Raw genomic sequence first — 26,786 nt, forward strand, 5'->3', positions numbered from 1 at the left:
CGCCAGGCCCTGGCGCGTCGCGGCTCACTTCTGCGGGACGAGGGACTCGGGCATCGGCTCGTAAGCCTCGAACTGCCGGGTGAAGGTCGCGCTGCCGGAGCTCAGCGAGCGCACGTTCACGCTGTAGCGGACGAGTTCGCTCGCGGGCACGTGCGCGCGCACCACGGTCCAGCCGCTGTTCTCCGGTTCGGTGCCGATCACCTTGCCGCGTCGGCTGGACAGGTCGCCCAGCACCGCCCCGAGGTGCTCGTCGGGGATGTGCACCGCGACTTCGTCGACCGGCTCCAACGTGATCAGCTTCGACTGCTCGGCGGCAGCCTTGAGCGCCAGCGCACCCGCCGCCTGGAAAGCCGCGTCGGAGGAATCGACGCTGTGCGCCTTGCCGTCCACCAGCGTGACCCGCACGTCCACCAGCGGGAACCCTTCCGTGATGCCCTTCTCGATCTGCGCCCGCACGCCCTTCTCGACGCTGGGGATGAACTGCCGCGGCACCGCGCCACCGACCACCCGCTCCGCGAACTCGACACCGGAACCACGCGGCAGCGGCTCCACCTCGATGTCGCAAACCGCGTACTGGCCATGCCCACCGGACTGCTTGACGTGTCGCCCGTGGCCCTTGGCGGATTGGGCGAAGGTCTGCCGCAGGGGCACCCGAACCGGCACCGTGTCGACCTCCGCGCCACCCTCGCGCAGCCGTTGCAGCACCACATCGGCGTGCGCTTCGCCCATGCACCACAGCACCAACTGGTGGGTCTCGCTGTCGCGGTCCAACCGCAGGCTCGGATCGGCGGCGATCAGCCGGTTCAGGTTGCGCGCCAGCGCGTCCTCGTCGCTGCGGGTGTGCGCGGTGACCGCGATCGGCAGCAGCGGCTCGGGCATCGGCCACGGCGTGAGCAGCAGCGGATCCGAGGGCTCGGACAGGGTGTCACCGGTTTCCGCCGAACCGATCTTGGTCAGCGCGCACAGATCACCGGCGATGCAGTGCGGCACCTCGCGCAGGTTCGCGCCCAGCGGCGAGTACAGGTGCGCAACCCGCTCGTCCTCGTCGTGGTCGGGGTGGCCGCGTTCGGCCATGCCGTGCCCGGAGACGTGCACCGGGCGTTCCGGGCGCATCGTGCCGGAGAACACCCGCGCCAGCGAAACCCGTCCCACGTAGGAGTCGACCGAGGTGTGCACGACCTCGGCGGCCAGCGGGCCTTCCGGATCGGGGCTGAGCGTGCGCGGATCGCGCCCCTGCGGATCGGTGAACTCCGGCAGTGCGTGCTCCAGTGGCGATGGGAAGCCGCGCCGGATGCCGTCGAGCACTTCCTGGATGCCGACCCCGGTCATCGAGCAGACCGGGACCACCGGGTGCAGGCCGCCCCGTGCGACGGCGGTCTCCAGATCGGCGATCAACGTGTCCTCGTCGATCGGCTCGCCGCCCAGGTAGCGGTCCATCAGCGACTCGTCCTCGCTCTCGGCGATGATCGCCTCGATGAGCTCGCTGCGCGGCCCGTCGATCTGCGCCCGCAGCTGATCGTCGGCCGCCCTGGTGCGGCCGGGTTCGTAGATGCTCTCGGTGAGCAGGCCGATCAGCCCGGCGACCTCGCCGTCCGCGCCGCGGTGCGGCAGGTAGAGCGGCAGCACGCCGGAGCCGAAGACGTCCTGGCAGGTCAGCAGCGTGCTGTCGAAGTCCGCTCGCGGCTGGTCCAACCGGGCGATGAGCACTGCGCGCGGCATGCCGACCGCGGCGCACTCGTGCCAGATCGCGCGGGTCGCGGGGTCCACGCCTTCGGCTGCGGCCACCACGAACAGCGCCGCGTCCGCCGCGCGCAGCCCGGCGCGCAGTTCGCCGACGAAGTCCGCGTAACCGGGGGTGTCGATCAGGTTGATCTTGATGTCACCGTGCTGCAGTGGCGCGACGGCCAGTCCGATGGACCGCTGCTGCTCGATCGAGGCGGGCTCGTGGTCGCACACCGTGGTGCCCTCGGTGACCGCGCCCGATCTGGGAATCGTCGAGGTGGCCGTCAGCATGGCCTCGACCAGTGTGGTCTTCCCGGCGGCTGACGGGCCGACCAGCACGACGTTGCGGATTTTCGCGGGATCTGCTGGGGCCGGGATCACCGGCCCTCCTACTGTGCCGCTTTGCTTGCTTCCCATGAGTACTCCCTGCGCGCTCCCGGCGGTCGACTGTGTCTCCGATCACACACCTCGTGTTCGGGTCGTGCAAGGGCGACGGCCGTCGGCGCTCGCGCGTGTCGCCGAGAGGTCGCAGCGGTGCGCGCACCGGCGGCAAGTGGACTACCGGAAATCCCGGTTAGTGGACCGTGGAAATGGTCCAGTTCGGGAATAGCCTGTTCGCGGCAGAACACCGACAACAGGAAGGCCGAAGGTGACTACCGTCGACGTCAAGGACACCGCCAGCACCACCCGGACCGGTACCGACGGGGTCAAGCGCGGCATGGCCGAAATGCTCAAGGGCGGCGTGATCATGGACGTGGTGACGCCCGAGCAGGCCAAGATCGCCGAAGCCGCCGGTGCGGTCGCGGTGATGGCGCTGGAGCGGGTGCCCGCCGACATCCGCGTGCAGGGCGGCGTGGCCCGGATGTCGGACCCGGACATGATCGAGGGCATCATCGACGCGGTTTCCATCCCGGTGATGGCCAAGGCGCGCATCGGCCACTTCGTCGAGGCGCAGGTCCTGCAGTCGCTCGGGGTGGACTACATCGACGAGTCCGAGGTGCTCACCCCGGCCGACGAGGTCAACCACATCGACAAGTGGGCGTTCACCGTGCCGTTCGTGTGCGGCGCGACCAACCTCGGCGAGGCGCTGCGCCGGATCTCCGAGGGCGCGGCGATGATCCGCTCCAAGGGCGAGGCCGGTACCGGCAACGTCGTCGAAGCGACCCGGCACATGCGGCAGATCCGCGCCGAGATGCGGCGGCTTTCGGTGCTCGGCGAGGACGAGCTCTACGTCGCGGCGAAGGAACTGCGCGCGCCGGTGCAACTGGTCCGGGAAATCGCCGGGACCGGGAAGCTGCCGGTCGTGCTGTTCACCGCGGGTGGCATCGCGACTCCGGCGGACGCGGCGATGATGCGCCAGCTGGGCGCGGAGGGCGTGTTCGTCGGCTCGGGGATCTTCAAGTCCGGCGACCCGGCCAAGCGGGCCGAGGCGATCGTGAAGGCCACGACGTTCTACGACGACCCGGACGTGATCGCGAAGGTCTCCCGAGGTCTCGGCGAAGCGATGGTCGGCATCAACCTCGACGACTTGACCGAACAACAACGCTACGCCCACCGAGGCTGGTGACCAGGCACTCGTGAGTGGTTGTCCGGCTCTTGCCGGTTCAACTGCTCACGAGGTCTTTGCTCAGACGTGTTCCATGACGAGGACTGCTCGGGTGGTTGGTTGCAGGGCTTCGTAGACGTGGGGGACGTCTCCGGAGAACGAGATGTAGTCGCCCACCCCCAGTTCCACCGGGTTGTCCGCCGGGCCGACGCGGAGTCGGCCCGCGGTCAGGACGACGTGCTCCACCGAGCCCGGTATGTGGGCGTCCGCGTGGCGGGCGCCGCCCGGTTCGAGTTCGAGGACGTAGAGATCGCGGCGCGCGCCGGATTGGCCGGAGGACAGCAGTGCCGCGGCGTAGGTCGACTGCTCGGAGCGCACGATCGGCACCTGACCGGCGCGGATCACCCGCACCTGCGGTGTCGGTGGGTCGACGAGGCGGCTGAAGGGCACTCCCAACGCCACGCCGAGCGCCCACAACGTTTCCACGCTGGGGTTCCCAGTGCCCGACTCCAGCTGGGACAGCGTGGACTTCGCGATCCCGGCGCGTTTGGCCAGTTCGGTCAGGGTCAGCCCGGCGCGGTCGCGTTCCCGGCGCAGGGACGCGGCGATGGTCTCCAGCGGTGGCGCGGCCGGGGTGCTCTCGGTTCCACTCATGCCTGTTCGCTCCGTCGGTCCGTGCATTCGATTTGACGAACACAGGTAGTTGCGTTCAGGATAGCGAACGTGAGTACGGTACAGCGAACGCGAGCGGGATTCTGGCGAGACGGGCTGCTGCGCGACGTGCTTTCGATGGCCCTGGCGATGGCCGTCGTCGGCGCCTCGCTCGGAGCGATCGCGGTGAGCAAGGGCGTGCCGCTGCCGATGATCACGCTGATGGGCGCGGTCGTGTTCGCCGGTGGCTCGGAGTTCATGGCGGTCGGTCTGATCACCGCTGGCGCGGCTCCGATCACCGCAGTGCTCGGCGGGCTGATGCTCAACGCCCGCCACCTGCCGTTCGGGATGGCCGTCGGTGGACTGCTGGACCGCGGTTGGCCGAGTCGACTGGTCGGCAGCCACCTGATGGTCGACGAATCGGTCGCGTTCGCGCTCGCGCAGGAGACCACCGCCGAGAAGAAGCGCGCGTACTGGCTGACCGGCATCGCGCTGTACTGCGCTTGGGCGCCGTCGGTGTTCGTCGGTGGACTGCTGGGGCAGAGCGTCGGCGATCCCAATGCCTTCGGCTTGGACGCCGCGATGCCTGCCGCGCTGCTCGCGTTGATCATGCCGTCGCTGCGGGAGTTCCGGACCCTGCGAGCAGTGGCTCTCGGCGTCTTGATCGCGGTGCTGACCACGCCAGTGCTGCCCGAGGGCCTGCCGGTGATGGCGGCGCTCGTCGGGCTGGCAGCCGCGTTGCCGCTGCCGAAGCGCCTGGCGGGGGAGGCAGTCCGATGACGCTCGGCGTGATCTTCGCCTTGGCCGCTGGAACTTACGCCATGCGCTTGGCCGGTCCGCTGCTGCGCGGCCGGTTCCGGATCTCCCCGCGGTGGGAGCAGTTGATGTCGATCGCCGCGATCGTGCTGCTCGGCGCGTTCGTGGCCACCAGCACCGCGTTCGAGTCCGGCGGCTTCGCCGGTTGGGCGCGCTTCGCCGGTGTCGCGGTGGGCGGTGTGCTGGCCTGGCGTCAGGCCCCGTTCGTGGTCGTGGTGGTCGCGGCGGCGGCCACCACGGCGCTGCTGCGACTGCTGGACCTGGGAATGTGACGGACCGTCCGCGCGTCGACCGCCTGGCGGCCGGGGATGCGAGTGCAGGAGAATCGAAGTTGTGATGAAACCCGTGATCGGAGTCCTCGCGTTGCAGGGTGGCGTGGCCGAACACCTGGCCGCGCTGGAGCGCAGCGGGGCCGACGCCCGGCCGGTCCGCCGTCCCGAGGAACTGGCCGCCGTGGACGGCATCGTGCTGCCCGGCGGCGAGTCGACCACGATGACCCGCCTGCTGGACACCTTCGAGCTCTACGAACCGCTGCGGGAGCGGCTGGCGGCTGGGCTGCCCGCCTACGGCTCGTGCGCCGGGATGATCATGCTTTCCAGCGAGGTCCTGGACGAGGACCGCGACCTCCCGGCGGTCCGGCCGCTGGGTGCGCTGGACGTGGTCGTGCGCCGCAACGCCTTCGGACGGCAGGTCGACTCCTTCGAGACCGACCTGGACTTCACCGGTATCCCCGGCGGTCCGCTGCACGCGGTGTTCATCCGCGCACCGTGGGTGGAGAAGGTCGGCAGCGAGGTGTCGGTGCTGGCCACCGTGCCGGACGACCCGGATGGCACCGGGCGTGCGAACACCGCCGGTAGGATCGTCGCGGTCAAGCAGGGCCCGGTGCTCGCCACCGCTTTCCACCCGGAGCTGGTCGGCGGGGACGAGCGCGTGCACCGCTATTTCGCACAGATCGTCCGCGCGCGGCTGGATTCCGCGGCGCGGGCGTAGAAAGACGGAGGAGAGATGAGCGGCCACTCGAAGTGGGCCACCACCAAGCACAAGAAGGCCGCCCTCGACGCCAAGCGCGGCAAGCTCTTCGCGAAACTGATCAAGAACGTCGAGGTTGCCGCGCGGACCGGTGGGGGCGATCCCGAAGGCAACCCGACCCTGTACGACGCCATCCAGAAGGCGCGCAAGAACTCGGTCCCGATGGACAACATCGAGCGCGCCCGCAAGCGCGGTGCCGGTGAAGAGGCCGGTGGCGCCGACTGGCAGACGATCATGTACGAGGGCTACGGACCCAACGGCGTCGCGGTGCTGGTGGAGTGCCTGACCGACAACCGCAACCGGGCCGCTGGCGAGGTGCGCACCGCGATGACCCGCAACGGCGGCTCGATGGCCGACGCGGGCTCGGTGTCGTACCTGTTCAACCGCAAGGGCGTCGTGCTGCTGCCGAAGAACGGGCTCAGCGAGGACGACGTGCTCTCGGCGGTGCTGGAGGCCGGTGCGGAGGAGATCAACGATCTCGGCGACAGCTACGAGGTGCTGGCCGACCCGGCCGACCTGGTCGAGGTGCGCAAGGCGTTGCAGGCCGCGGGCATCGAGTACGACTCGGCGGAAACCAACTTCCTGGCCTCGGTAAACGTCCCCCTGGACGCGGACGCCGCCCGCAAGGTGTTCAAGCTGATCGACGCCCTCGAAGACTGCGACGACGTGCAGAACGTCTACGCCAACTTCGACGTGTCCGACTCGGTGCTGGAAGAGGTCAACGCGTGAGTGGTTGGCAGTTGGCGTATCGCCACCGCGCCAAATTCCACGTGTCCGACTCGGTGCTCGAAGAGGTCAACGCGTAGCAGCGGTCGGATGGCGAAGTTCGCCACTGCGCCGAGTTCCACGTCAGCGGCCGAAGTCGGTTGACACGCACCGTGTTCGACCCGCTCCCGCCAGTGTCCACAGTGGTCCGATTTCGCGGGTCCCGGCGGGAGCGGTTCGCGCCACCGGCAGAATGACCGTCGTGGTCGACACGGATGAGGCTCTGCGCAAGTGGATGGTGAACACCGCTGACCGGCACGGAGCGGCGGTGCTGCACGTGGCGGGCGACGAGAACGGCGCGTCGTACGCGTTCTCGGTCGGCGCGTGGCGTCGCTTCGGCAAACCAGAAGTGGTCGTGATCGGCCTGCCCCGCGACGTCGCGCACTCGGTGGTCAACACCTACGTGCAGCGGACGGGGGCGGGCGAGCGGTTCACGCCGGGGCTGCTCTACGACGGCTTCCTGCAGGGCTGCCCGGTCACCTTCGAGAAGGTGGCGTCGCAGTACTACCCCGAGTACCTGGGCAGCGCGTTCCTCGTCTACCACGGCCCGGACTTCCCGGCGGTGCAGCTGATCGTCTCCAGCCCGCAGGACGCCAAGTTCCCGTGGCAGCCCGACGCGCCGGGTGGCTTCCGCGAGCACCAGCCGATCCTGACCGACAGCGGCCTCCCGGAGAGCTGGACCCCGGGCACCAACGGCCCCTGATCCGCTTGCTCGGGGCGGTTTGCGATTTCGCGAGAAATTGTGCACTGCCACCCGCCAGGGTGACGCGCGTGTCGGTGCGGCGTCGGGCTTCGGTGGTCCGATAAGGTTCGAACGAGTGTTCATGGCTGCGGGCTAGGGGGCGTCGTGCGCGTGCTGGGAGTCGACCCCGGACTGACCCGGTGCGGCCTCGGGGTGGTCGACGGCGGCCGCGGCCGCGAGGTCAGCTGCGTCGCGGTCGGCGTGGCGCGGAGCCCGGCCGATGACGAGCTGCCCAGTCGGCTGCTGGCGGTTTCCGACGTGGTGGAGCAGTGGATGGACGCGCACCGCCCCGAGGTGGTGGCGATCGAGCGGGTCTTCAGCCAGCACAACGTGCGCAGCGTGATGGGCACCGCGCAGGTCTCCGGAGTCGTGGCGCTGGCTGCCGCCCGCCGCGACCTGCCGGTGGCCTTCCACACGCCCAGCGAGGTCAAGGCCGCCATCAGCGGGTCCGGTCGGGCCGACAAGCACCAGGTCACGACCATGATCACCAAGATCCTCGGGTTGGCCACCGCGCCCAAACCCGCCGATGCCGCCGACGCCTTGGCGCTCGCGGTCTGCCACCTCTGGCGCGCGCCGCTGGCCGACCGGCTGGCCCGCGCGGAGGCCAAGGCCGCCGAACTCGCCCGCAACCACCGCGCCCGCCTGAAGGCCGCCCAGCAGGCGATCCGAGGCTCCTAGTGCTGGTGCTCGAAGCGGCGGAGTCGCTCGGCCCACCCGTGGGTTCTCGGGGGTCGTCTCGGGAGGACGGGGTGGGCGTAGATGATGTCGGGGATCGGCGGACCGGGGTCCCGCTACTGGACCGCCCGCGCAAGACGAGCCCGCAGACCGGCTTTCGTGCCCGAACAGGAGGGATTGCCCGATGATCTCCACCGTGCGAGGTCCGGTGCTGTCGATCGGACTGGACCACGCCGTCATCGAAGTCGGCGGGGTGGGCATGGCCGTGCACGCCACGCCGGTGACGCTGGCCGGACTCCGGCGCGGTGCGGAGACGCGGCTGTGGACCTCGCTGATCGTGCGCGAGGACTCGCTGACCCTCTACGGCTTCGCCGACGCCGAATCCCGCGACCTCTTCGTCCTGCTGCAGACCGCCTCCGGCGTCGGCCCCCGGCTCGCGCTGGCCGCGCTCGCGGTGCTCTCGCCCGACCAGCTCTGCAACGCCCTGGCCGACGGCAACCTGACGGTGCTCACCCAGGTGCCCGGCATCGGCCGGAAGAGCGCCGAGCGGCTGATCCTGGAGTTGCGCGACAAGGTCGGTGCGGTGACCGCGTCCGGACCGCCGGCGACGGTGGACCGCGGCAGGGTGCGCACCGAGGTGTCCGAGGCGCTGGTGGGCCTGGGCTTCTCGGCCAAGCAGGCGGAGCAGAGCGTCGAGGCGGTGCTGGCCGCGGGCAACGGCGACCTGGACACCTCGGCGGTGCTGCGCAAGGCCCTGGCCACCCTCGGACCGAAGTGAGGTCGGCCTGATGCACGAGGACAACGCGGTTTGGTCACCGACCGAGGACGGGGTCGCGTTGACCCCGCACCAGGACGCGGGGGACAAGGACGTCGAGATGACGTTGCGCCCGCGCAAGCTCAGCGAGTTCGTGGGCCAGGCGCGGGTGCGCGAGCAGTTGGAGCTGGTGCTGCACGGCGCGCTCGGGCGTGGTGACCAGCCCGACCACGTGCTGTTCTCCGGGCCGCCGGGGCTGGGCAAGACCAGCCTGTCGATGATCATCGCGACCGAGCTCGGCTCGTCGATCCGGGTCACCTCCGGCCCTGCGCTGGAGCGGCCCGGTGACCTCGCGGCGATGCTGTCCAACCTCGCCGAGGGCGACGTGCTGTTCATCGACGAGATCCACCGGATCGCCCGCCCCGCCGAGGAGATGCTCTACCTGGCGATGGAGGACTACCGGGTGGACATCGTGGTCGGCAAGGGGCCCGGCGCCACCAGCATCCCGCTGGAGCTCGCCCCGTTCACGCTGGTCGGGGCCACCACCCGGTCCGGCGCGCTGACCGGGCCGCTGCGCGACCGGTTCGGCTTCACCGCGCACATGGAGTTCTACACCGCGGACGAGTTGGAGCTGGTGGTGCGCCGCTCGGCCGGGATCCTCGGGGTGGACCTGCGCGACGACGGGGCCATCGAGATCGCCGGTCGATCCCGAGGCACCCCGCGAATCGCCAACCGGCTGCTGCGCCGGGTCCGCGACTACGCCGAAGTCCGGGCCGACGGCGCGGTCACCCGCGAGATCGCGCGCGCCGCGCTGGAGGTCTACGACGTCGACGAGATCGGCCTGGACCGGCTGGACCGAGCCGTGCTCCGGGCGCTGATCAAGTCCTTCCACGGCGGTCCGGTGGGGATTTCGACGCTGGCGGTGGCGGTGGGCGAGGAGTCCACCACGGTCGAAGAGGTCTGCGAGCCCTACCTGGTCCGGGCCGGGCTGCTCGCCCGCACCCCGCGAGGTCGCGTCGCCACCGCGGCCGCCTGGCACCACCTGGGACTCACGCCACCGCAGCACGCGCCCGGCGAGCCGCCACCGGGTCTTTTCGATGAGTAGATCGAATGGTGACCATTCGCCGATACTGTGTGTTTCGCCCAGCGATCGGCTCGTGGTCGGGGTGCTGGTCCGTGCTTGTCGCGTGACGTTATCCTCCTCACGTCTCGTTCGGTGGTAACCGAACCGCGCGAGGTGGCACCGCCGGACGGGTGGTGTGCAGCGCGGCAGCACGAACCGCGTCTCCCGCGAGAGCGGGCAGGCGGATCCGCGAACCACTCGCGGATCGAACCTGCGGGCCGTGGAGACTCTCCTGTTTCCCAGCGGGGGAGGACGTCAACCCGAGTTGACCTGGCACACTGGGGCTGAACATCCGAACAATTCGGGCGCAGTACTGCGAGGGCTGGGCCCCGAAGCGTCCGCTGAACGGAGCACGATGGACCTGCAATCCCTGATTCTCCCGTTGTTGATCGTCCTGCTGGCGGTGCCGCTGTTCCTGCAGGCGCGCAAGCAGAAGCGCGCCGTGGCGGAGCAGCAGAAGCTGCAGAACTCGATCACCCCCGGTGACCGGGTGATGACCACCTCCGGCGTGTTCGGCACCGTCGTCGCGACCTCGGACGACAGCATCGACCTGGAAATCGCTCCCGGCATGACCACCACCTGGGTGCGTGCCGCGGTCCGCGAGAAGGTCAACACCGACAGCGCCCCGGCCGCCGAGTCGGCCGAGAAGGAGGAGACCCCGGCCGAGGCCGAGGCCACCACCTCGACCGACACCACCGAGTCCAAGGCCGAGATCGCCGAGCCGATCGAGAAGCAGAAGACCAACTGACGCCCGGCGGGCGTCCCCGCGCCACCGTGCGCCGCGAGTCGGCGCCCGGCAGGTGGGGCCGTTGCCGCTCAGGTCGCGACGCGGGCACCGGAGAGACCGTTTCCGGGCCCGCGTCCGTGCGTAGTCGTCGATCAACCCACGGTTGCCACCCGCGGCGATGACGTCCGAAGCGGGCCTGTCAGACTGGATGGAGGCGAGTCGCCGCGTCGTGGCGAAGATCGCCACCAGAGCGCGCCGATCGCGGAACTCGGCGAACCCGGCTGTACGTTTGGCGTCGGGCGGGCGACCGAACCGGTCACCGCCTGCGCGCGGTTCGTCGCGGGGCACGCCGAAGCGAACCGATCTGGCGCACCGACGCAGACCGTGGACAGGAGACAGACGCACCGTGGCACCTCCGGCCGGGCAAATCCGCCCAGGGCGTTATCTAGCGATCTTCGCGTTGATCGTGGTCGCGCTGTACGCGCTGGTGTTCTTCACCGGTGATGGCAAGCCGCACCCGAAACTCGGGATCGACCTCCAGGGCGGCACGCGGGTCACGCTGACGGCTCGCACCCCAACCCTTCAGCCGCCCACCAACGAGTCGCTGGACCAGGCCCGGCAGATCATCGAGACCCGCGTCAACGGCATGGGCATCAGCGGATCCGAGGTGACCCGCGACGGCACCAACCTGGTGATCACCGTGCCCGGCGAGGGCGGTGAGCAGGCCAAGCAGCTGGGGCAGACCGCCGAGCTGGCCTTCCGCAAGGTCGTCAACGCGGTGCCCGCGACGCCGCCTCCGGCGGGCACCACCCCGCAGGCGGTGCCCCAGCAGCAGGGGCCGGGCGACCAGCAGCGCGCGATCGAGGAGGCGAAGGCGCTCCGGCAGAGCACCGATCCGAACGTGCAGATGCAGGCGCTGCAAGCGCTGAACTGCGCGGCCGAGGATCCGCTGCGCGGCAATGACGATCCGAAGCTGCCGCTGGTGACCTGCGACCGGGAGGGCCAGCAGAAGTACCTGCTGGAGCCGGTGTTCCTGGAGGGCAAGGAGATCGCCAACGCCCAGGCGGCGCCGCCGAATCCGCAGGCGGGCGAGCCGGGCTGGACGGTGAACTTGGACTTCAAGAGCGCCGGGGCCAAGACGTGGGCGGACTTCACCTCCGCCAACGTCGGACAGCAGGCCGCGTTCGTGCTGGACACCGAGGTGGTGTCGGCGCCGCAGATCCAGGAGCCGCTGCTCGGCGGCAACGCGCGGATCAACGGCCAGTTCAACCAGCAGACCGCGACTGACCTGGCCGACATCCTCAAGTACGGGTCGCTGCCGCTGGCCTTCGACCAGTCCGAGGCCGAGACGGTGTCGGCGACCCTCGGGGTCGCCTCGCTGGAGGCCGGGTTGATCGCCGGTGGCCTCGGCCTGGTGCTGGTGGCCGTGTACTGCCTGCTCTACTACCGGCTGCTGGGCATCCTGACCATCCTGTCGCTGGTGCTCTCCGGCGGCGTGGTCTTCGGAGTGCTCGTGCTGCTCGGGCGCTGGGTCGGATTCACCCTCGACCTCGCCGGGGTCGCCGGGTTCATCGTGGCGATCGGCATCACCGCCGACTCGTTCATCGTTTTCTTCGAACGGCTCAAGGACGAGATCCGCGAGGGCCGCACGTTCCGCTCGGCGGTGCCGCGGGCCTGGCTGCGGGCCCGGCGCACGATCCTGTCCGCCGACGCGGTCAGCTTCCTGGCCGCCGCCGTGCTCTACATCCTCGCCGTCGGCCAGGTGAAGGGCTTCGCCTTCACCCTGGGCATGTCCACGGTGCTGGACCTGGTCGTGGTCTTCCTCGTCACGCACCCGCTGGTGGCGATCGCCTCGAAGAACAAGTTCCTGTCCAAGCCCTCGGTCTCCGGCCTGGGGGCGGTGCAACGGCTCGGCGACCAGTACCGGGCCGCCCGCAAGGCCGCCTCGACCACCGCCAAGGAGGCGTGAAGGTGACGACTCCAGGTACCGAACGGGCCCGGCGCGAAAGCGTCTTCCACCGCCTCTACACCGGCACCGGGGCCTTCGACATCGTCGGCAAGCGCGTCCGCTGGTACGTCGCTCTGGGCCTGCTGGTGCTGGTGTGCATCGGGGCGATGGGGATCAATCGCTTCAACCTCGGCATCGACTTCGAGGGCGGCACCAAGATCCAGCTGCCCGCGGTCGGCGCGCAAGGCCCGATCCGCACCGACCAGGTGCAAGACGCGTTCCAACGCGCGTTGGGCCACCCGGCCGAGACGGTGCAGATCGCGGGCGTCGGGGCCAACCAGAGCATCCAGATCCGCTCCTCGTCGCTGACCGTGGACCAGGTGGCCGCGGTCAAGCAGTCGCTGTTCAACGAGGTGCGGCCGCTGGACGCGCAGGGGCAGCCGAGCCAGCAGGTGATCAGCGACAGCGCGGTCAGCGGCTCCTGGGGTGGCGAGATCACCCAGCAGGCGTTGATCGCCCTCGCGGTGTTCCTGGTGCTGGTGACGATCTTCCTGGCTTTCTACTTCGAGAAGTGGATGGCGGTGGCCGCGCTGATCGCGCTGCTGCACGACGTGGTGGTGACCGCCGGGATCTACTCGCTGGTCGGCTTCGAGGTCACGCCGAGCACCGTGATCGGTCTGCTGACGATCCTCGGGTTCTCGCTCTACGACACCGTGGTGGTCTTCGACAAGGTCAAGGAGAACACCCGCGGCCTGCTCGGACTGACCCGCCGCACCTACGCCGAAGCGGCCAACCTGGCGGTCAACCAGACCCTGATGCGCTCGATCAACACGGCGTTGATCGCGTTGCTGCCGGTCATCGGGCTGCTCGTGGTGGGAGCCGGGATGCTCGGCGTCGGCGTGCTGCGCGACTTGGCGCTGGTGCAGCTGGTCGGCATGCTCACCGGCGTGGTGTCGTCGATCTTCCTGGCCACGCCATTGCTGGTGGACTTCAAGATGCGCGGCCGCGACCCGAAGTTCCGGGAGCACGCGGCGAAGGTGCAGCAGCGTCGCGAGCGGGCCGCTGCCAAGGCGGCCGGGGAGGACGTCCCGGCTGAGCCGAAGCACGCGGTGGCCGCGGGCTCCGGTGCGGGTTCCGCGCGCCGTCCGAGTCGTCCCATGAGCAAGACGGGGCGTCCGACCGGCAAGCGGCGGCGTTGATGGCCCCACCTGAAGAGGGCGCCATCTCCGTGCAGCTCACCGACGAGGCCGATCACGCGCTCCGGCGGGCCGCCGCGCTCATCCGAGTGGTTCCGGACTTCCCCGAGCCGGGGGTGCTGTTTCGCGACATCAGCCCGCTGCTGGCCGACGGCGCCGGGCTGAACGCCGTGGTGTCGGCGCTGGGACGGGACTGCGAGTTCGACGTGGTGGTCGGGGTCGAGGCCCGCGGCTTCCTGGTGGGCGCCGCGGTGGCGCAGCAGTTCGGTACCGGGGTGGTCGGGCTGCGCAAGCCCGGCAAGCTGCCGGTGGTGGCGGACCGGGTCGACTACACCCTGGAGTACGGCCGAGCGACCCTGGAGCTACCGGCCGACACGCTGCGACCGGGTCAGCGGGCGCTGATCGTCGACGACGTCCTGGCCACTGGCGGCACCCTGGGCGCGGCATGCCGCCTGGTCCGGCAAGCAGGTGCGGATGTCGCGGCGGCGGCTGTCGTCCTCGAACTGACCGCCCTCGCAGGCCGCGACAAGATCATCGGCGAGACCATCCGAGCCCTGCTGCGAGCCTGACCGGCACGAGCCCCCGGGAGGGTTGGCGGTTTTGCCCAAAACCGCCGGTCAATTTATCCGGTTTTCCCGTAGCGATTTCCGGAAAAACAGACAAAGGGGATTAAATTGCTCCGCGATGCGGAAAGTCGCGGTGATCGGCTCGGGTGAAGTGCGGCGGGCTCTCGGCCGGGTCAGGTGACCGCTGGGCGTATCACAGCCATACCTGGGAAGGTCCGCCGCCCGGCTGGCGTTATTCTCAGTGTCCGGGTCCCCCGGACCTGGGACTAGCGCAACATGAGCCCGGGAGCGTGCGGTGAGCCACCACGTCGAATCCCCTGCTTCGGCAACCGACCCGGTTGCCGAGCCGCGTGCGGCCTCCGCGACCCGTCGCGTCCGCGCCCGGCTGGCCAGGAGGATCACGGCGCAGCGGGCAGCCCAGGTCAAACAGGTGCTCGAACCGCTGGCCACGGTGCACCGCGAGCTGCACCCGCAGGCTGATCTGGCCCTCCTGCAGCGCGCCTACGACGTCGCCGAGGAACGGCACCGGACCCAGCAGCGCAAATCCGGCGACCCCTACATCACGCACCCGCTCGCGGTCGCGACGATCCTGGCGGAGCTCGGCATGGACACCACCACGCTGGTGGCTGGCCTGCTGCATGACACCGTCGAGGACACCGACTACGCGTTGGAGAAGCTCGGCACCGAGTTCGGCGAGGAGGTGGCGCACCTGGTCGACGGCGTCACCAAGCTGGACAAGGTCAAGCTGGGTGCGGCCGCGGAAGCCGAGACCATCCGCAAGATGATCATCGCGATGGCCCGCGACCCGCGTGTGCTGGTGATCAAACTCGCCGACCGGCTGCACAACATGCGCACCATGCGGTTCCTGCCGCCGGAGAAGCAGGCCCGCAAGGCTCGGGAGACCCTCGAAGTGCTCGCCCCGCTGGCGCACCGGCTGGGCATGGCGACCATCAAGTGGGAGCTGGAGGACCTGGCATTCGCCATCCTGCAGCCCAAGAAGTACGACGAGATCGTGCGCCTGGTCGCCAACCGCGCGCCGTCGCGAGACACCTACCTGCGCACCGTGATCGACGAGCTGTCCCGCCAGCTCGACGCCGCGCGGCTGGCCGCGAAGGTGGAGGGCCGCCCCAAGCACTACTACTCCATCCACCAGAAGATGATCGTGCGGGGCCGCGACTTCGACGACATCCACGACCTGGTCGGCGTGCGGATCCTGGTCGACGAGGTGCGCGACTGCTACGCCGCGATGGGCGTGGTGCACGCGCTGTGGCAGCCGATGCCCGGCCGGTTCAAGGACTACATCGCCCAGCCCCGCTTCGGGGTGTACCAGTCGCTGCACACCACGGTGATCGGCCCGGAGGGCAAGCCGCTGGAGGTGCAGATCCGCACCCACGAGATGCACCGGACCGCCGAGTACGGCATCGCCGCGCACTGGCGGTACAAGGAGACCAAGGGCCGCAACGGCAGCGGCGGGCAGTCCGCCGTCGAGGTCGACGAGATGGCGTGGATGCGGCAGCTGCTCGACTGGCAGCGGGAGGCCGCCGATCCCGGTGAGTTCTTGGAGTCGCTGCGCTACGACCTGGCGACCAGGGAGATCTTCGTCTTCACGCCGAAGGGCGATGTGATCACGCTGCCTTCCGGTTCGACGCCGGTGGACTTCGCCTACGCGGTGCACACCGAGGTCGGCCACCGCTGCATCGGCGCCCGCGTCAACGGCCGGTTGGTGGCGCTGGAGCGCAAGCTGGAGAACGGCGAGGTCGTCGAGATCTTCACGTCCAAAGCGGAGGGCTCGGGCCCGAGCCGGGACTGGCTGTCGTTCGTGGCCTCGCCGCGGGCCAAGGCCAAGATCAAGCAGTGGTTCGCCAAGGAGCGCCGCGAGGAGGCGATCGAATCCGGCAAGGAGCTGATCGCCAAGGAGATCCGGCGGCTCGGCCTACCGGTGCAGCGCCTGGTGTCGGCCGAAACCCTCGGTGCGGTGGCCCGCGAGCTGCACTACGTCGACGTCACCGGCCTTTACGCGGCGGTCGGCGAGAAGCAGCTCTCGGCGCAACACCTGGTGCAGCGGCTGGTGGCGTTCATCGGCGGACCGGAGCAGGCCGAGGACGAGATCGCCGAGCGGTCCACGCCCTCGACGTTGCGCGGCAAGCGCCGCAGCAGCGGTGACTCCGGTGTGGTGGTCAAGGACGCCGGTGACGTGTGGGCGAAGCTGGCGCGCTGCTGCACGCCGGTGCCCGGGGACGAGATCCTCGGCTTCGTGACCCGCGGTGGCTGGGTCAGCGTGCACCGCACCGACTGCACCAACGCCGACGACCTGCGCAGCACCCCGGAGCGGCTGGTCGAGGTGTACTGGGCGCCGTCGGCCTCGTCGGTGTTCCTGGTCGCGATCCAGGTGGAAGCCCTCGATCGACACCGGTTGCTCTCCGACGTCACCAAGGTGCTGGCGGACGAGCGGGTGAACATCCTGTCGGCGTCGGTGACGACCTCGAAGGACCGGGTGGCGGTCAGCCGCTTCACCTTCGAGATGGGCGACCCGAAGCACTTGGGCCACGTCCTCAAGGCGGTCCGCAACATCGAAGGCGTCTACGACGTCTACCGCGTGACCTCCGCGACCTGACGGCAGTTCGCGGACGAGCAAAACGGGCCCGACGTCGCAACGCCGGGCCCGTTTTGCTCATGACTCAGGCATTCGCGGATGCGCGCTCGATCCGCACCGCCATGTTCGGACTTCCGTCGCCCTCGCCGTTGGTGGGCTGCACCCCCGCAGCGGCGACCTTGTCGAGCACCGCCAGTCCGCCCTCGCCGATGGTGCCGAACACGGTGTATTCGGGCGGCAGGTAGGAATCTTGGTAGACCATGAAGAACTGGCTGCCGCCGCTGTTCGGCTGGCTCGACTTCGCCATCGCCAGCGTGCCGCGCGGGTAGATCACCGCACCGCTCTGGTCGTTCGGACTCGGTGCGGGGGAGAGCCCGGTCGGGGGCTCGTCCTTGATCGAGTATCCGGGGCCACCGCTGCCGGTCCCGGAGGGATCGCCGCACTGGAGCACCTTCAGCCCCTCAGTCGTGGTGAGCCGGTGGCAGTCGGTGCCGTCGAAGTAACCAGCGCCCACGAGGTGGCCGAAGCTCTGCACGGTGCACGGTGCTTTGGCCCGGTCGAGCGTGATCGGAATGGCGCCCTGGCTCGTCTGGAGCGTGACGTTCTCGGTGCCCTGGGCCGGAGTCGGGTTCGGATCGGGTGGTAGGTCGACGGGCTTCGCGGCCGGTTCATCGGACTTCGCGTATGCGCACGGCCCGTTCGTGCCGTTGTGGGCCTGCGGCTGCGCCGCGGGCGTCTGCTGCTCCCCGCCGGTGCGGGTGAAGTAGAAGATGCCCACCACTGCCGCGATGACCACCACGATCGTCGCGCCGATGGTGATCATCCGGCGTCGCTTGGCCTGCTCCGCGCGGCGCTGCAACTGGCGTTCGAGCTTCCGCTTGGCCGCCTGGCGACGTTGTTCGTTGCTGGGCACCTGCTCCCTCCCCGGATGCGGTGGGTCTGTTGTTGTCGCGGGGAGTTTATGGGGTGCCCCGGCAGCGGTTCCTGAGAGCCTGCGGATTGCGCGTGCGGCGCGCGAAGGCCCACGTGGGCGGGACGATAATCTGGTGGGCAGCCGACCCGCACCATCGGGTGCCGTCCCAACGAAAGGTCGCACGTCGTGCTTGTCCTCGGGTTCCCGGTAGGACCTTTGCAGGCGAACTGCTACGTGCTCGCGCGCGGGGGAGGCGAGCCGTGCGTCGTGGTGGACCCCGGTCAGGACGCCGTGCCGCCGTTGGACGAACAACTGCGCGAGCACCGCCTCGCGCCCGCTGCGGTGCTGCTCACCCACGGGCACTTCGACCACGTCTTCTCCGCTGGTGAGGTGTGCGCCGCGCACGACGTTCCGGCCTACATCCACCCCGCCGACCGGTTCATGCTCGACGATCCGGGGGCCGCGCTCGGCCCGGCCGGTCGGCAGCTGTTCGGCGATGGTCCGGCGATGGCCGCTCCCACCGACGTCCGCGACCTCGCCGAGGGAGACGATCTGGAGCTCGCCGGACTGCGCTTCGAGGTCAGGCACACCCCGGGCCATACCGGCGGATCGGTGTTGCTCGGCATCTCCACCGGCGAGGGCGGACGGCTGCTGCTGTCCGGCGACACCCTCTTCGCCGGAGCCATCGGGCGCACCGATCTGCCCGGCGGCGACCACGGCCGGATGCTGGAGTCGCTGAGCACCAAGGTGCTGCCGCTCGACGATGCGACCGTCGTGCTGCCGGGCCACGGACCGACCACCACCATCGGGCGCGAACGCGCGGGCAACCCGTTCCTGCAGGGCCTGCCGACTTCCGACGCCATTTCCTGACGAGGACTGAACCACCACCCATGAGCACGTTCACCGCACCCAAGGGCATCCCGGAGTACTACCCGCCGGAGTCAGCGGATTTCCTGGCGGTCCGCGACGCCCTGACCGAGGCCGCGCGCCGCGCTGGCTACGGCTACATCGAGCTGCCGCTGTTCGAGGACACCACGCTGTTCGCCCGCGGCGTCGGGGAGTCCACCGACGTCGTCACCAAGGAGATGTACACCTTCGCCGACCGCGGCGGCCGGTCCGTGACGCTGCGCCCGGAAGGCACCGCGGGCGTGATGCGCTCGGTCATCGAGCACGGCCTGGACCGGGGCCAACTTCCCGTGAAGGTGTACTACACGGGCGCGTTCTTCCGCTACGAGCGGCCGCAGGCCGGGCGGTACCGGCAGTTGCAGCAGGTCGGCGTGGAAGCGATCGGCGTCGACGACCCGGCGCTGGACGCCGAGGTCATCGCGATCGCCGACGAGGGCTATCGGCGGCTGGGGTTGACCGGGCACCGCGTCGAGATCACCTCGCTGGGCGACAGCACCTGCCGCCCGGCGTACCGGGCGAAGCTCCAGGAGTTCCTGCGCGGCCTGCCGCTGGACGAGGAGACCCGACGTCGCACCGAGCTCAACCCGCTGCGGGTGCTCGACGACAAGCGCCCCGAAGTGCAGGACCTGGTCGCCGACGCGCCGCTGATGGTGGACCACCTCTCAGCTGAGGCCAAGGAGCACTACGAGCAGGTCAAGGCATACCTGATCGACCTCGGCGTGGCGTTCGTGGAGAACCCCCGCATGGTGCGCGGCCTGGACTACTACACCAAGACCACCTTCGAGTTCGTCCACGATGGACTCGGCGCGCAGTCCGGGATCGGCGGCGGTGGTCGCTACGACGGCCTGATGGCCGAGCTCGGCGGCCAGGACCTCTCCGGCATCGGCTTCGGTCTCGGCGTCGACCGCACGCTGCTGGCCTGCCGGGCCGAAGGGATCGCGGTCGGTGACCAGGCTCGATGCGATGTGTACTGCGTGCCGATGGGCGAGGCGGCCAAGCGCTGCCTGGTGACGGCGATGGGCGGGCTGCGGGCCGCTGGGATCCGCGTCGACCTGGCCTACGGCGGCAAGGGCCTCAAGGGTGCGATGAAGGCCGCCGACCGCTCAGGTGCCCGGTTCGCGCTGGTGCTCGGCGAGCGGGACCTCGAAGCCGGTAGCGCGCAGCTGAAGGAGCTGGCCAGCGGCGAGCAGCGGGCGGTGTCCTTGGAGACGTTGGTGGACGACGTCCAGGCCGCTGTCGCGGAGCCGCTGAGATGACCGAAGCCGAGACGATCCCGCTGGATCTGCTGGATCGCAAGACGATCCGGACCCGCGCCCGCAACGTCGCCATCGCGGCGCTGATCGTCGCGGCGGCGCTCGGCGGCATCGTCAGCCTGTTCGCCGGACCCACCGGCTTCGCCATCACCGCGGCGATCGTGGCGATCCCGTTGCTGCTGATGGCTTTCGCCGAGGCGCGCAAGACGATCGCGTTGCGCGGCGGCGAGGTGGTGGCCCGCGCGCTGGGCAGCCGGGTGGTCGACGTGCGCACGGCGGATCGCCTCGAGTTGTTCGTCACCGATCTGCGCGGCGCGCGGACGGTCAACCTGCTGGTCGGCGGCCCGCCCAAGGGCAAGGCGATCAGCGTGTCGCTGGCGATGTACGCGGGTACCGGCGGGCGCGAACTCGGGGTGTACGCGCTGCGTCGGTTGGCGGACACCTTGGCGAGCTCCGAGGACACCCGAGCACTGGTGCTCTCGCAGCTGATCGTGGCCCAACTGCGCTCGGAAGCGCGCGGGGACGCCGCCTCGGACCGTCCGCTGTACCGGCTCGCGTCAGTCGCGCCGCCGGGCCGGATGGCGCAGCGGTTGCATTCCGACGCGGTCGCCCGCTTCGTCGCTGCGCTGGATCACTGACCCGCGCGGCGACGCCGTTCCGGTAGCCGGTCCACCAGGCGGCCGACGCGCTCGGTGGTGCTTTGGAGCGGACCGATCGCACCAGCGAGCACGCGAATCGAGCGGTCCAACGTAGCGGCGCTCTGCGCCAGGCCCTGGATTTCCGGCTCCAGCGCGCGCAGGTCGCAAGCCAGCGCCACGACCTGTTCGTGCAGCGCGCGGAGTTGGTCCAGGGTCGGGGCGAGGTGCTCGGCGCCGTTGGCGATTTCGTCGAGCGCGTCGCGGGTTTCCGCGAGCGCCGCGAGCGAGTCGGCCGCTGGCGCGAGCCGGTCGAGGGCCACGACCAGCCGCGGAAGCGCGTGGATCGCGGCGAGCACAGCGCCGGTTTCGCGGATCACCAGGCCCCCGACGAGGGCCAGACCACCGAGCAACCGACCAGGTACGACGAGAATGCTGCCGACATCGGGTAACGGCATTCGCATGGTCGACAGTCTGCTGCACGGCGGCCGGGCCGCACAGCCCAATCAGCGACCTGGCTTGCGGTGCGGCGGACGCCTTCGCACCGTCGGCGCTTCCGCGCCGGTGGCGGCTGCCCGGCCGACCAGATCCGCGACCGAGCTCCCGCTGCGGCGGGTGACCGGTGCGGGCTCCCGAATCGCCACCGCCGCGGCGATCGCGGTGGTGATCGGCACCGCGGCGACCAGACCGATGCTGCCGACCAGCGTGCGCACCACTTCCTGCGCCACCGCCTGGGAACTCACGATCTCGCCGACGGTCCGGCCGGAGAGCGTGTAGGCCAGCAGCATCGGCAGCGCCGCACCCGCGTAGGCCAGGACCAGGGTGTTCACCGCCGAGGACACGTGGTCGCGGCCGATGCGCAGCCCGGCGGAGTACAGCTGCCGCCAGGACAGCGTCGGGTTGGCCCGGCGCAGCTCCCACACCGCACTGGTCTGGGTCACCGTCACGTCGTCGAGCACACCGAGCGCGCCGATCACGATCCCGGCCAGCAACAGACCGCGCGCGTCGATGGGGGCACCCAGCACGCCCATCAGGCTGGCGGTGTCCTCGTCCAGTCCGGTCAGGCTGGTGACTGCCGAGAAGATCGTGCTGAGCAGGCCGATCAGCGCGAGGCTAAGCAGGGTGCCGAGCACCGCCGTCGACGTCCGGGCGGAAAAGCCGTGCGTCAGGTACAGCACCACGAACATGATCAGCCCGGCGCCCACGACCGCCACCAGCAGCGGGTCCTCGCCCGCGAGGATGGCGGGCAGCACGAAGCCGATCAGCACCACGAGGCTCAGTCCGAGGGCGATCAGCGCGGTGAAGCCCTGCCAACGACCGAGCACGATCACCGCCGCGGCGAACACCACCGCCAGGACCAGCAGCGGCGTGCCGCGCTGGAAGTCGACGACCTGGTAGGAGGTCGGGTCGGCGGGGTCGGCGCCGGAGTAGCTGAGCACCACCTGGTCACCGACGGCGAAGCGCGGGCTGCCGGGGTCGGTGGGCACCACCTGCTGGATGGTCTGGTCCGGTCGCGGACCGTCCTGCATCCGCACGCCGAGGTGCACGCAGCTGCCTTGCTCGGCGGAGTCCTGGGTGCACGAACCGGCGGCGGCGGAGACGACCTCCGCGTTCACCGGGTACTGCCCGAAGCCGAGGTCGGTGCCGGTGCGTTGGTGGTGGCCGAACGGGTAGAGCAGCAGGATGCCGACGATGGCGGCCAGCGCGAAGGGCACCAGTGCTATCGCGAGTATCCGTTTGACCTGCTTGGACGCCGGTTCCGCCGGGGCGTGCCCGTGTCCGTGTCCGTGTTGCTGGGGGGCATCCGGGTTCGCCTGGTCCCGGTCCGCTGCCCGGCGGTGGCGAGCTCGGCGGCCGCCTCCGGGTTCCGGAGGTTCGGCGGCGGGAGGGCGGGCGTTCACCGGGCAATTATGCGGACTGCCCGGTCGGTGACCTCCGGAGAGGTGGCCTGGCGGAACAGCGCCGTCGCGATTCCACGATAGGTGGACATCAGGAAATGTTGCTCGACACGATCTCGAAACTGTGTTCGAATCGAGTCATGAGATGGGAACGTCAACGGGTGGTGCCTCCGAAAGAGGGCGCGAGTGCCCCGGAGCTTCCTTTGGGGTTGCCCGAAGGCGCCCCTAGTTCGTCGGAGCAGCGTCCGCGGGCGGGGCTGCGCCTGCCGGAGCCGGTGCCGATCGAGGCGGGCACGGAGGAGGCGTACGCGATCGAGATCCACGCGAAGTCGGTGCTGAACCGGGTGCCGGGGGAGTCCCAGGTGCCGTTTCGCTGGACGGTGAATCCTTACAGAGGTTGCACCCATGCTTGCATTTATTGTTTTGCCCGCCGCACTCACACGTACTTGGACCTGGACGCGGGCCATGACTTCGACAGCAAGATCGTCGTCAAGGTCAACGCCGGGGCGTTGCTGCGCAAGGAGTTGGCCAGCCCGCGTTGGACCGGTGAACCGATCGCGATGGGCACCAATACCGATCCGTACCAGCGCGCCGAGGGGCGTTATCGGCTGATGCGGGAGATCATCGCGGCGCTGCGCGATCGCGCCAACCCGTTCTCGATCCTGACCAAGGGGACGCTGATCCTGCGGGACTTGGATCTGATTACGGAGGCTGCGCAGCGGGCCAGGGTCTCGGTGGCGGTGTCGGTGGGGTCGGTCAATGAGGGTTTGTGGCGGGCAGTGGAGCCGGGGGCGCCATCGCCGCTGCGTCGTCTCGACGTTGTGCGGCGGTTTGCCGAGGCGGGCATCGGGTGCTCGGTCTTGATGGCGCCGATCCTGCCCGGACTCAGCGACTCGTCAGCCGAGATTGATCGTACGGTGGCCGCGATTGCCGAGGCGGGGGCGACGAGTCTGACGCCGATAGTGCTGCATCTGCGTCCGGGTGCGCGCGAGTGGTATCACGGGTGGCTGCGCAGTCAGCGGCCCGAACTGCTGCCGTTGTATGAGCGGCTTTACCGCAACGGCGCGTACACCCCGAAGTCGTATCAGCGGGAAGTCGCCAACCTGGTGGAGCAGGCCAAGCGTCGTCATGGGTTGGCTCACCCGCAGCGACCGGAGAATTTCCGCGAACAGCAGCATGATCCCCCGCAGTCCGACGCGGACCGGGACCGGGAGCGCCAGCTCACTCTGTTGTGACGCGACCGTCGAGGCGCACAACCTCGCCGCCTACAGCGGGAAATCAGAATCCCCAGCGCCCGCCTGTCTACGTGGTCAGCAGGCGTCGAACCGGCCGTCCTTGATTGCGTCGAGGAACGCGAACCACTGCGAAGAGGTCACGGTGACGTATCCAGCAGCGCGGTTCTTGGTGTCTCAGACACCGACAGCGTCGCTAGTCCCGCCGACCTCAACGCAGGACTGCGAGTTGGTGGAGCGGCTGGACTTGCGCCAGTTCGTGATCTCGATCGTCAAGGCCCCGGTTCCCTTTCCTGCGGTCGTTGCCGCTGTCGGCGATCTGATCTATCCACCCGAGGCACCTTCCAGCACATCGTCTACCGACGCTGGACTTCCCGGAACGGACCTCCCCGTCAACTCCTGACGCAGCCGAAGCTGCCGGGGCACTCCAAGCGATGCAGGAAGCCGCCTACACCGAAGCGAGGGCACCCACACTGGCCGCGGCGGGCGGACCCTGCGGTCGTCGCCGCGCTTCCACGGTGGCTTCGGGTGGACGTTGTCGAACACGAGTTCACCAGGGTTCATGCTGTTCATGATGGCGCTGAGCTGCCGGTCTATGTCGAGAACAGTGTTGTCGTCGGGCGCAGACTGGAAGGGGGATGGCGTGCAGACCCGCCCCGTCGGCGGTGCGGACTCTGCCGCTGTGCGAGTCCGCCCGTGGTGATGGGACAAGCTCGCTGCCTAGCTGGCCGACAGGGCCCGATGAGTTTCGCTCTCGCGAGCAGTCTGACTTCCAGAGCCGACATTCAGACAAGATCGGAGATCGAATCCCGTGCGCACACTCTTCTCTTACGTGGCGATCAGCCTTGACGGCTACTACGAGGGCCCGAACGGCGAGTTCGACTGGCCGAATGTCGACGCGGAGTACTTCGAGTTCGCCAACCAGAGCAACGCTTACATCGACACACTGCTGTTCGGCCGGACTGGATACGAGCACATGGCCGCACACTGGCCGAACGCCACCGGGCCCGACCCCGAGATCGTCTAGTTCATGAACAGCGTGGAGAAGGTCGTAGTCTCCTCCACGCTTGAGAAGGCGGAGTGGAACAACACGACCCTCGTAGGCAGCAACGACGTCGCCACGACCATCAAGGCCCTGAAAGGGCAGCCGGGCAAGGAGATCGCGCTGTTCGGCAGCGTGACGCTGACCGCGAGCCTGCTCGAACTCGGCCTGATCGACGAGCTGCGCGTGCTCGTGAACCCGCTCATCCTGGGCGAGGGCCGTTCGCTGTTCTCGACGCTGAACAAGCGCGTCCCGCTCGAACTGTGGCGGACCACGACGTTCCGCTCCGGCAACGTCCTGCTGACCTACCGCCCCGTCTGAATCGCGCGGACAGGCCCGTCGGCGCAGGGCACGGGTCGCCGTGCGCCGACAGCATCACTGACGGCGACGGCATGGCCGATCGACCTGGGCGAAGTCCCGGTCCAGCACGGTCCAAAACTCGGTGGCTTCGTCGGGCATCACCACCTTCTGCACCAGCACCGCGCACGTCCTTGCTTCCGGCGACAACGACGAGCCCGGAAGCTATCGACGCGGTGATCGAAGCGGCGATGACACGCCGACGACGACACCCCAGATAACGCGTTCGAGCGCCAGGCGAAGTGTCGTCGCTGCGCAGTTGTCGAGCTCTCGTCCGGAAGTCGACTCGTCTAAGTGCGAAAACGCCACGGGTGTCAAATCTCTTGACGCCTAAGTGTAAAAAAGCACAGGTCAAGAGGGGTGCCAACAAAGTTGGCTGTACTCGGGGTTTCAAGGCAGTCTTGAAGGTGCCCTTGACTAGTAGCGGCGTCCTGACGAGGTGAAACCGCGCGCGCACCTTCGACGTCCATTGTGGATGGTGGGCGGGATTCGACCGCCGTACCTCCTTGCCATTCGGCGCGGGGAGCGACAGTAATCCGCGGCGGTTGTTCCGACCGAAACCGAACTAGACGACTGATTCCGACTTGTTTGCCGGTCATCGACGTGGTGCAGGCCGCACGGATCGGCGTTGCGACGTCCGCCCTGTAGCTTCTACTGCGTGAATCTTGACGGTCTACCTAGGGCGGAGTTCGCGTTCCCCGGGCCACTGCGGGATCAGTTGGTGGCCGCGATCCTGTCCGGCGCGAAGACCTCGACCTCTGGACTGGTGCTGGCGTATCAGCGTGAGAACGAGCCGCTGCCCAGCGTCGGCCAGCAATTGGCGGTGGTGGACTCAGAGGATCGGCGAGTCGCGGCGATCGAGCTGACCGAGGTGCGGGTGGTCCGGCTCGCCGATGTAGACCTGCAGCACGCCCTGGATGAGGGTGAGGGCGATGAGTCAGTTGCGCAATGGCGGGCCGGGCACGAAAGGTTCTGGCACAGCGCGGAGGTGCGTGCGGAACTGGGCGACCCTGGTTTCACCGTGAACGATGACACCTTGGTGCTGACCCAGCGCTTTCGGCTTGTGCACACTGTGGAAGCCGTGTGATTCCTTTGTTCGGGAGGTGAACCACTCGTCATACGTAGTTCTGCATTCGCCACAGCGCAGAGCGACTGTTTCGCGGTCGCCGATCGGCCACAGTGGACCATCGCAATCAGGGCAAGGCGCAGTTGGTTTCGGTGCCTCGCCAGCCAATCGGCGGGCTTGGGCGTGCAGCTCACGGAGGTCGGCGGCGAACTCGTCGACCCAATGCCGTCCAGTGCACCAGTAGATGCGCCCGCGCAGGTACCGCGCTTCGCTGGCAATCGTGGCCGTATCGCTCGCCGTAGGTCGGCGGCTCTTCAGCAACCCATCGAGCGAGCGCGGCCAGGGTGCCGAGGATCGAACGCACGTCGCCGTCGTCGGGGCCGATGGCGTGCGGCAGGCTGCGTGGATCGAGTGCGGCGATCACGTCGAGCCGGACCGGTGGCCTGCTTCCATAGCCGGGTGAGCGGCGGCCACTGTCGCCACCGCAGTCGAGGGTTGAGCGCGGCGGCGAACTCCTCGACTTCGCGTAGCCAGCGGCGCACCAGCTCGGCGCACTGGGGGGCAGGCGTAGCTGCCGGGATCGGCGGCGCGTTGGCAGCGTCCGATCGTGCACGGCTGGGTGTCGGTGGCG

The 26,786-nt window shown here is 69.3% G+C and carries 27 protein-coding genes; 21 read left to right on the forward strand and 6 right to left on the reverse strand.

The window, feature by feature from the left end; genetic code table 11:
- Positions 1-24 precede the first annotated feature (24 nt).
- Positions 25-2,139, reverse strand: coding sequence for an elongation factor G-like protein EF-G2 (locus tag MOQ72_RS22080; protein WP_242186321.1), 2,115 nt, complete (start codon positions 2,137-2,139; stop codon positions 25-27).
- Between the two features lie 232 nt (positions 2,140-2,371).
- Between MOQ72_RS22080 and pdxS the strand changes: the two genes are divergently transcribed.
- Positions 2,372-3,289 (forward strand): pyridoxal 5'-phosphate synthase lyase subunit PdxS, encoded by a 918-nt coding sequence (gene pdxS, locus MOQ72_RS22085; protein ID WP_308197931.1) that lies wholly within the window; start codon positions 2,372-2,374, stop codon positions 3,287-3,289.
- A 60-nt stretch (positions 3,290-3,349) separates the two neighbouring features.
- On the opposite strand, the gene MOQ72_RS22090 is transcribed toward pdxS, so the two are convergent.
- The gene (locus MOQ72_RS22090) at positions 3,350-3,922 is read right to left on the reverse strand and encodes a helix-turn-helix domain-containing protein (RefSeq protein ID WP_242186331.1); all 573 of its coding nucleotides are present in this window, start codon (positions 3,920-3,922) and stop codon (positions 3,350-3,352) included.
- Between the two features lie 69 nt (positions 3,923-3,991).
- Here MOQ72_RS22090 and MOQ72_RS22095 point away from each other — a divergent pair, with 69 nt between their 5' ends.
- From MOQ72_RS22095 to MOQ72_RS22155, 13 genes are all read left to right on the forward strand, one after another.
- The gene (locus MOQ72_RS22095; RefSeq protein ID WP_242186335.1) at positions 3,992-4,699 is read left to right on the forward strand and encodes an AzlC family ABC transporter permease; all 708 of its coding nucleotides are present in this window, start codon (positions 3,992-3,994) and stop codon (positions 4,697-4,699) included.
- Positions 4,696-5,007 carry an AzlD domain-containing protein gene (locus MOQ72_RS22100; RefSeq protein WP_242186344.1) on the forward strand — a complete coding sequence of 104 codons (312 nt, stop codon included), beginning with the start codon at positions 4,696-4,698 and terminating at the stop codon, positions 5,005-5,007. Before MOQ72_RS22095 ends, MOQ72_RS22100 begins: the two co-directional genes overlap by 4 nt.
- 64 nt (positions 5,008-5,071) lie before the next feature.
- Positions 5,072-5,725, forward strand: coding sequence for a pyridoxal 5'-phosphate synthase glutaminase subunit PdxT (pdxT, locus tag MOQ72_RS22105; protein ID WP_242186347.1), 654 nt, complete (start codon positions 5,072-5,074; stop codon positions 5,723-5,725).
- Positions 5,726-5,740: 15 nt separating this feature from the next.
- A complete protein-coding gene (locus MOQ72_RS22110; RefSeq protein WP_242186363.1) occupies positions 5,741-6,493 on the forward strand; it encodes a YebC/PmpR family DNA-binding transcriptional regulator in 753 nt (250 codons plus the stop codon).
- A 229-nt stretch (positions 6,494-6,722) separates the two neighbouring features.
- Positions 6,723-7,232 carry a DUF4262 domain-containing protein gene (locus MOQ72_RS22115; protein WP_242186365.1) on the forward strand — a complete coding sequence of 170 codons (510 nt, stop codon included), beginning with the start codon at positions 6,723-6,725 and terminating at the stop codon, positions 7,230-7,232.
- Positions 7,233-7,376: 144 nt separating this feature from the next.
- Positions 7,377-7,949: a crossover junction endodeoxyribonuclease RuvC gene (ruvC, locus tag MOQ72_RS22120; RefSeq protein ID WP_242186367.1), complete on the forward strand. Its 573-nt coding sequence runs from the start codon at positions 7,377-7,379 to the stop codon at positions 7,947-7,949.
- Positions 7,950-8,130: 181 nt separating this feature from the next.
- Positions 8,131-8,724 carry a Holliday junction branch migration protein RuvA gene (ruvA, locus tag MOQ72_RS22125; RefSeq protein WP_242186370.1) on the forward strand — a complete coding sequence of 198 codons (594 nt, stop codon included), beginning with the start codon at positions 8,131-8,133 and terminating at the stop codon, positions 8,722-8,724.
- 10 nt (positions 8,725-8,734) lie between these two features.
- Positions 8,735-9,805 carry a Holliday junction branch migration DNA helicase RuvB gene (gene ruvB / locus MOQ72_RS22130; RefSeq protein WP_277954469.1) on the forward strand — a complete coding sequence of 357 codons (1,071 nt, stop codon included), beginning with the start codon at positions 8,735-8,737 and terminating at the stop codon, positions 9,803-9,805.
- Positions 9,806-10,178: 373 nt separating this feature from the next.
- A complete protein-coding gene (gene yajC, locus MOQ72_RS22135) occupies positions 10,179-10,571 on the forward strand; it encodes a preprotein translocase subunit YajC (RefSeq protein ID WP_242186372.1) in 393 nt (130 codons plus the stop codon).
- Between the two features lie 385 nt (positions 10,572-10,956).
- On the forward strand, positions 10,957-12,519 hold the full coding sequence (secD, locus tag MOQ72_RS22140) for a protein translocase subunit SecD (protein WP_242186388.1): 1,563 nt from the start codon (positions 10,957-10,959) through the stop codon (positions 12,517-12,519).
- Positions 12,516-13,697 carry a protein translocase subunit SecF gene (gene secF, locus MOQ72_RS22145; RefSeq protein WP_242186397.1) on the forward strand — a complete coding sequence of 394 codons (1,182 nt, stop codon included), beginning with the start codon at positions 12,516-12,518 and terminating at the stop codon, positions 13,695-13,697. The genes secD and secF overlap by 4 nt, the downstream gene beginning before the upstream one ends.
- Entirely contained in the window at positions 13,697-14,263 is a 567-nt protein-coding gene (locus MOQ72_RS22150; RefSeq protein ID WP_242186398.1) for an adenine phosphoribosyltransferase, read from the forward strand. Before secF ends, MOQ72_RS22150 begins: the two co-directional genes overlap by 1 nt.
- A 292-nt stretch (positions 14,264-14,555) precedes the next feature.
- Positions 14,556-16,874 carry a RelA/SpoT family protein gene (locus MOQ72_RS22155; protein ID WP_242186412.1) on the forward strand — a complete coding sequence of 773 codons (2,319 nt, stop codon included), beginning with the start codon at positions 14,556-14,558 and terminating at the stop codon, positions 16,872-16,874.
- A 64-nt stretch (positions 16,875-16,938) separates the two neighbouring features.
- Here MOQ72_RS22155 and MOQ72_RS22160 read toward each other — a convergent pair whose 3' ends face one another.
- Positions 16,939-17,766 carry a peptidylprolyl isomerase gene (locus MOQ72_RS22160; RefSeq protein ID WP_242186415.1) on the reverse strand — a complete coding sequence of 276 codons (828 nt, stop codon included), beginning with the start codon at positions 17,764-17,766 and terminating at the stop codon, positions 16,939-16,941.
- A gap of 186 nt (positions 17,767-17,952) precedes the next feature.
- Between MOQ72_RS22160 and MOQ72_RS22165 the strand changes: the two genes are divergently transcribed.
- The 3 genes from MOQ72_RS22165 to MOQ72_RS22175 are packed head-to-tail and all read left to right on the forward strand — an operon-like array spanning position 17,953 to position 20,563.
- Complete coding sequence (locus tag MOQ72_RS22165; protein ID WP_242186416.1) at positions 17,953-18,636, forward strand: MBL fold metallo-hydrolase; 684 nt, start codon at positions 17,953-17,955, stop codon at positions 18,634-18,636.
- Positions 18,637-18,656: 20 nt separating this feature from the next.
- Positions 18,657-19,928, forward strand: coding sequence for a histidine--tRNA ligase (gene hisS / locus MOQ72_RS22170; protein WP_242186426.1), 1,272 nt, complete (start codon positions 18,657-18,659; stop codon positions 19,926-19,928).
- A complete protein-coding gene (locus MOQ72_RS22175; RefSeq protein WP_242186429.1) occupies positions 19,925-20,563 on the forward strand; it encodes a hypothetical protein in 639 nt (212 codons plus the stop codon). Before hisS ends, MOQ72_RS22175 begins: the two co-directional genes overlap by 4 nt.
- Here the strand turns inward: MOQ72_RS22175 and MOQ72_RS22180 are convergent.
- On the reverse strand, positions 20,557-21,024 hold the full coding sequence (locus tag MOQ72_RS22180; protein WP_242186431.1) for a hypothetical protein: 468 nt from the start codon (positions 21,022-21,024) through the stop codon (positions 20,557-20,559). The two genes, MOQ72_RS22175 and MOQ72_RS22180, sit on opposite strands and share 7 nt — an antisense overlap.
- A 42-nt stretch (positions 21,025-21,066) precedes the next feature.
- Entirely contained in the window at positions 21,067-22,461 is a 1,395-nt protein-coding gene (locus tag MOQ72_RS22185) for a YibE/F family protein (RefSeq protein ID WP_242186433.1), read from the reverse strand.
- A gap of 95 nt (positions 22,462-22,556) precedes the next feature.
- On the opposite strand from MOQ72_RS22185, the gene MOQ72_RS22190 reads away from it, so the two are divergent.
- Positions 22,557-23,693: an Rv2578c family radical SAM protein gene (locus MOQ72_RS22190; protein ID WP_242186450.1), complete on the forward strand. Its 1,137-nt coding sequence runs from the start codon at positions 22,557-22,559 to the stop codon at positions 23,691-23,693.
- Between the two features lie 174 nt (positions 23,694-23,867).
- Here the strand turns inward: MOQ72_RS22190 and MOQ72_RS45245 are convergent, their stop codons facing one another.
- Positions 23,868-23,966 carry a DUF397 domain-containing protein gene (locus MOQ72_RS45245; protein ID WP_308197933.1) on the reverse strand — a complete coding sequence of 33 codons (99 nt, stop codon included), beginning with the start codon at positions 23,964-23,966 and terminating at the stop codon, positions 23,868-23,870.
- Positions 23,967-24,522: 556 nt separating this feature from the next.
- Between MOQ72_RS45245 and MOQ72_RS22200 the strand changes: the two genes are divergently transcribed.
- The 3 genes from MOQ72_RS22200 to MOQ72_RS22210 all read left to right on the forward strand — a co-directional run bounded on the left by MOQ72_RS22200 (position 24,523) and on the right by MOQ72_RS22210 (position 26,176).
- Entirely contained in the window at positions 24,523-24,717 is a 195-nt protein-coding gene (locus MOQ72_RS22200; protein WP_242186453.1) for a dihydrofolate reductase family protein, read from the forward strand.
- Positions 24,718-24,720: 3 nt separating this feature from the next.
- Complete coding sequence (locus MOQ72_RS22205; protein ID WP_242186464.1) at positions 24,721-25,053, forward strand: dihydrofolate reductase family protein; 333 nt, start codon at positions 24,721-24,723, stop codon at positions 25,051-25,053.
- A 694-nt stretch (positions 25,054-25,747) separates the two neighbouring features.
- Positions 25,748-26,176, forward strand: coding sequence for an ASCH domain-containing protein (locus MOQ72_RS22210; RefSeq protein WP_504980795.1), 429 nt, complete (start codon positions 25,748-25,750; stop codon positions 26,174-26,176).
- The last annotated feature ends 610 nt before the right edge of the window (positions 26,177-26,786 follow it).

The sequence above is a fragment of the Saccharopolyspora soli genome (assembly GCF_022678645.1).
Lineage (GTDB): Bacteria > Actinomycetota > Actinomycetes > Mycobacteriales > Pseudonocardiaceae > Saccharopolyspora > Saccharopolyspora soli.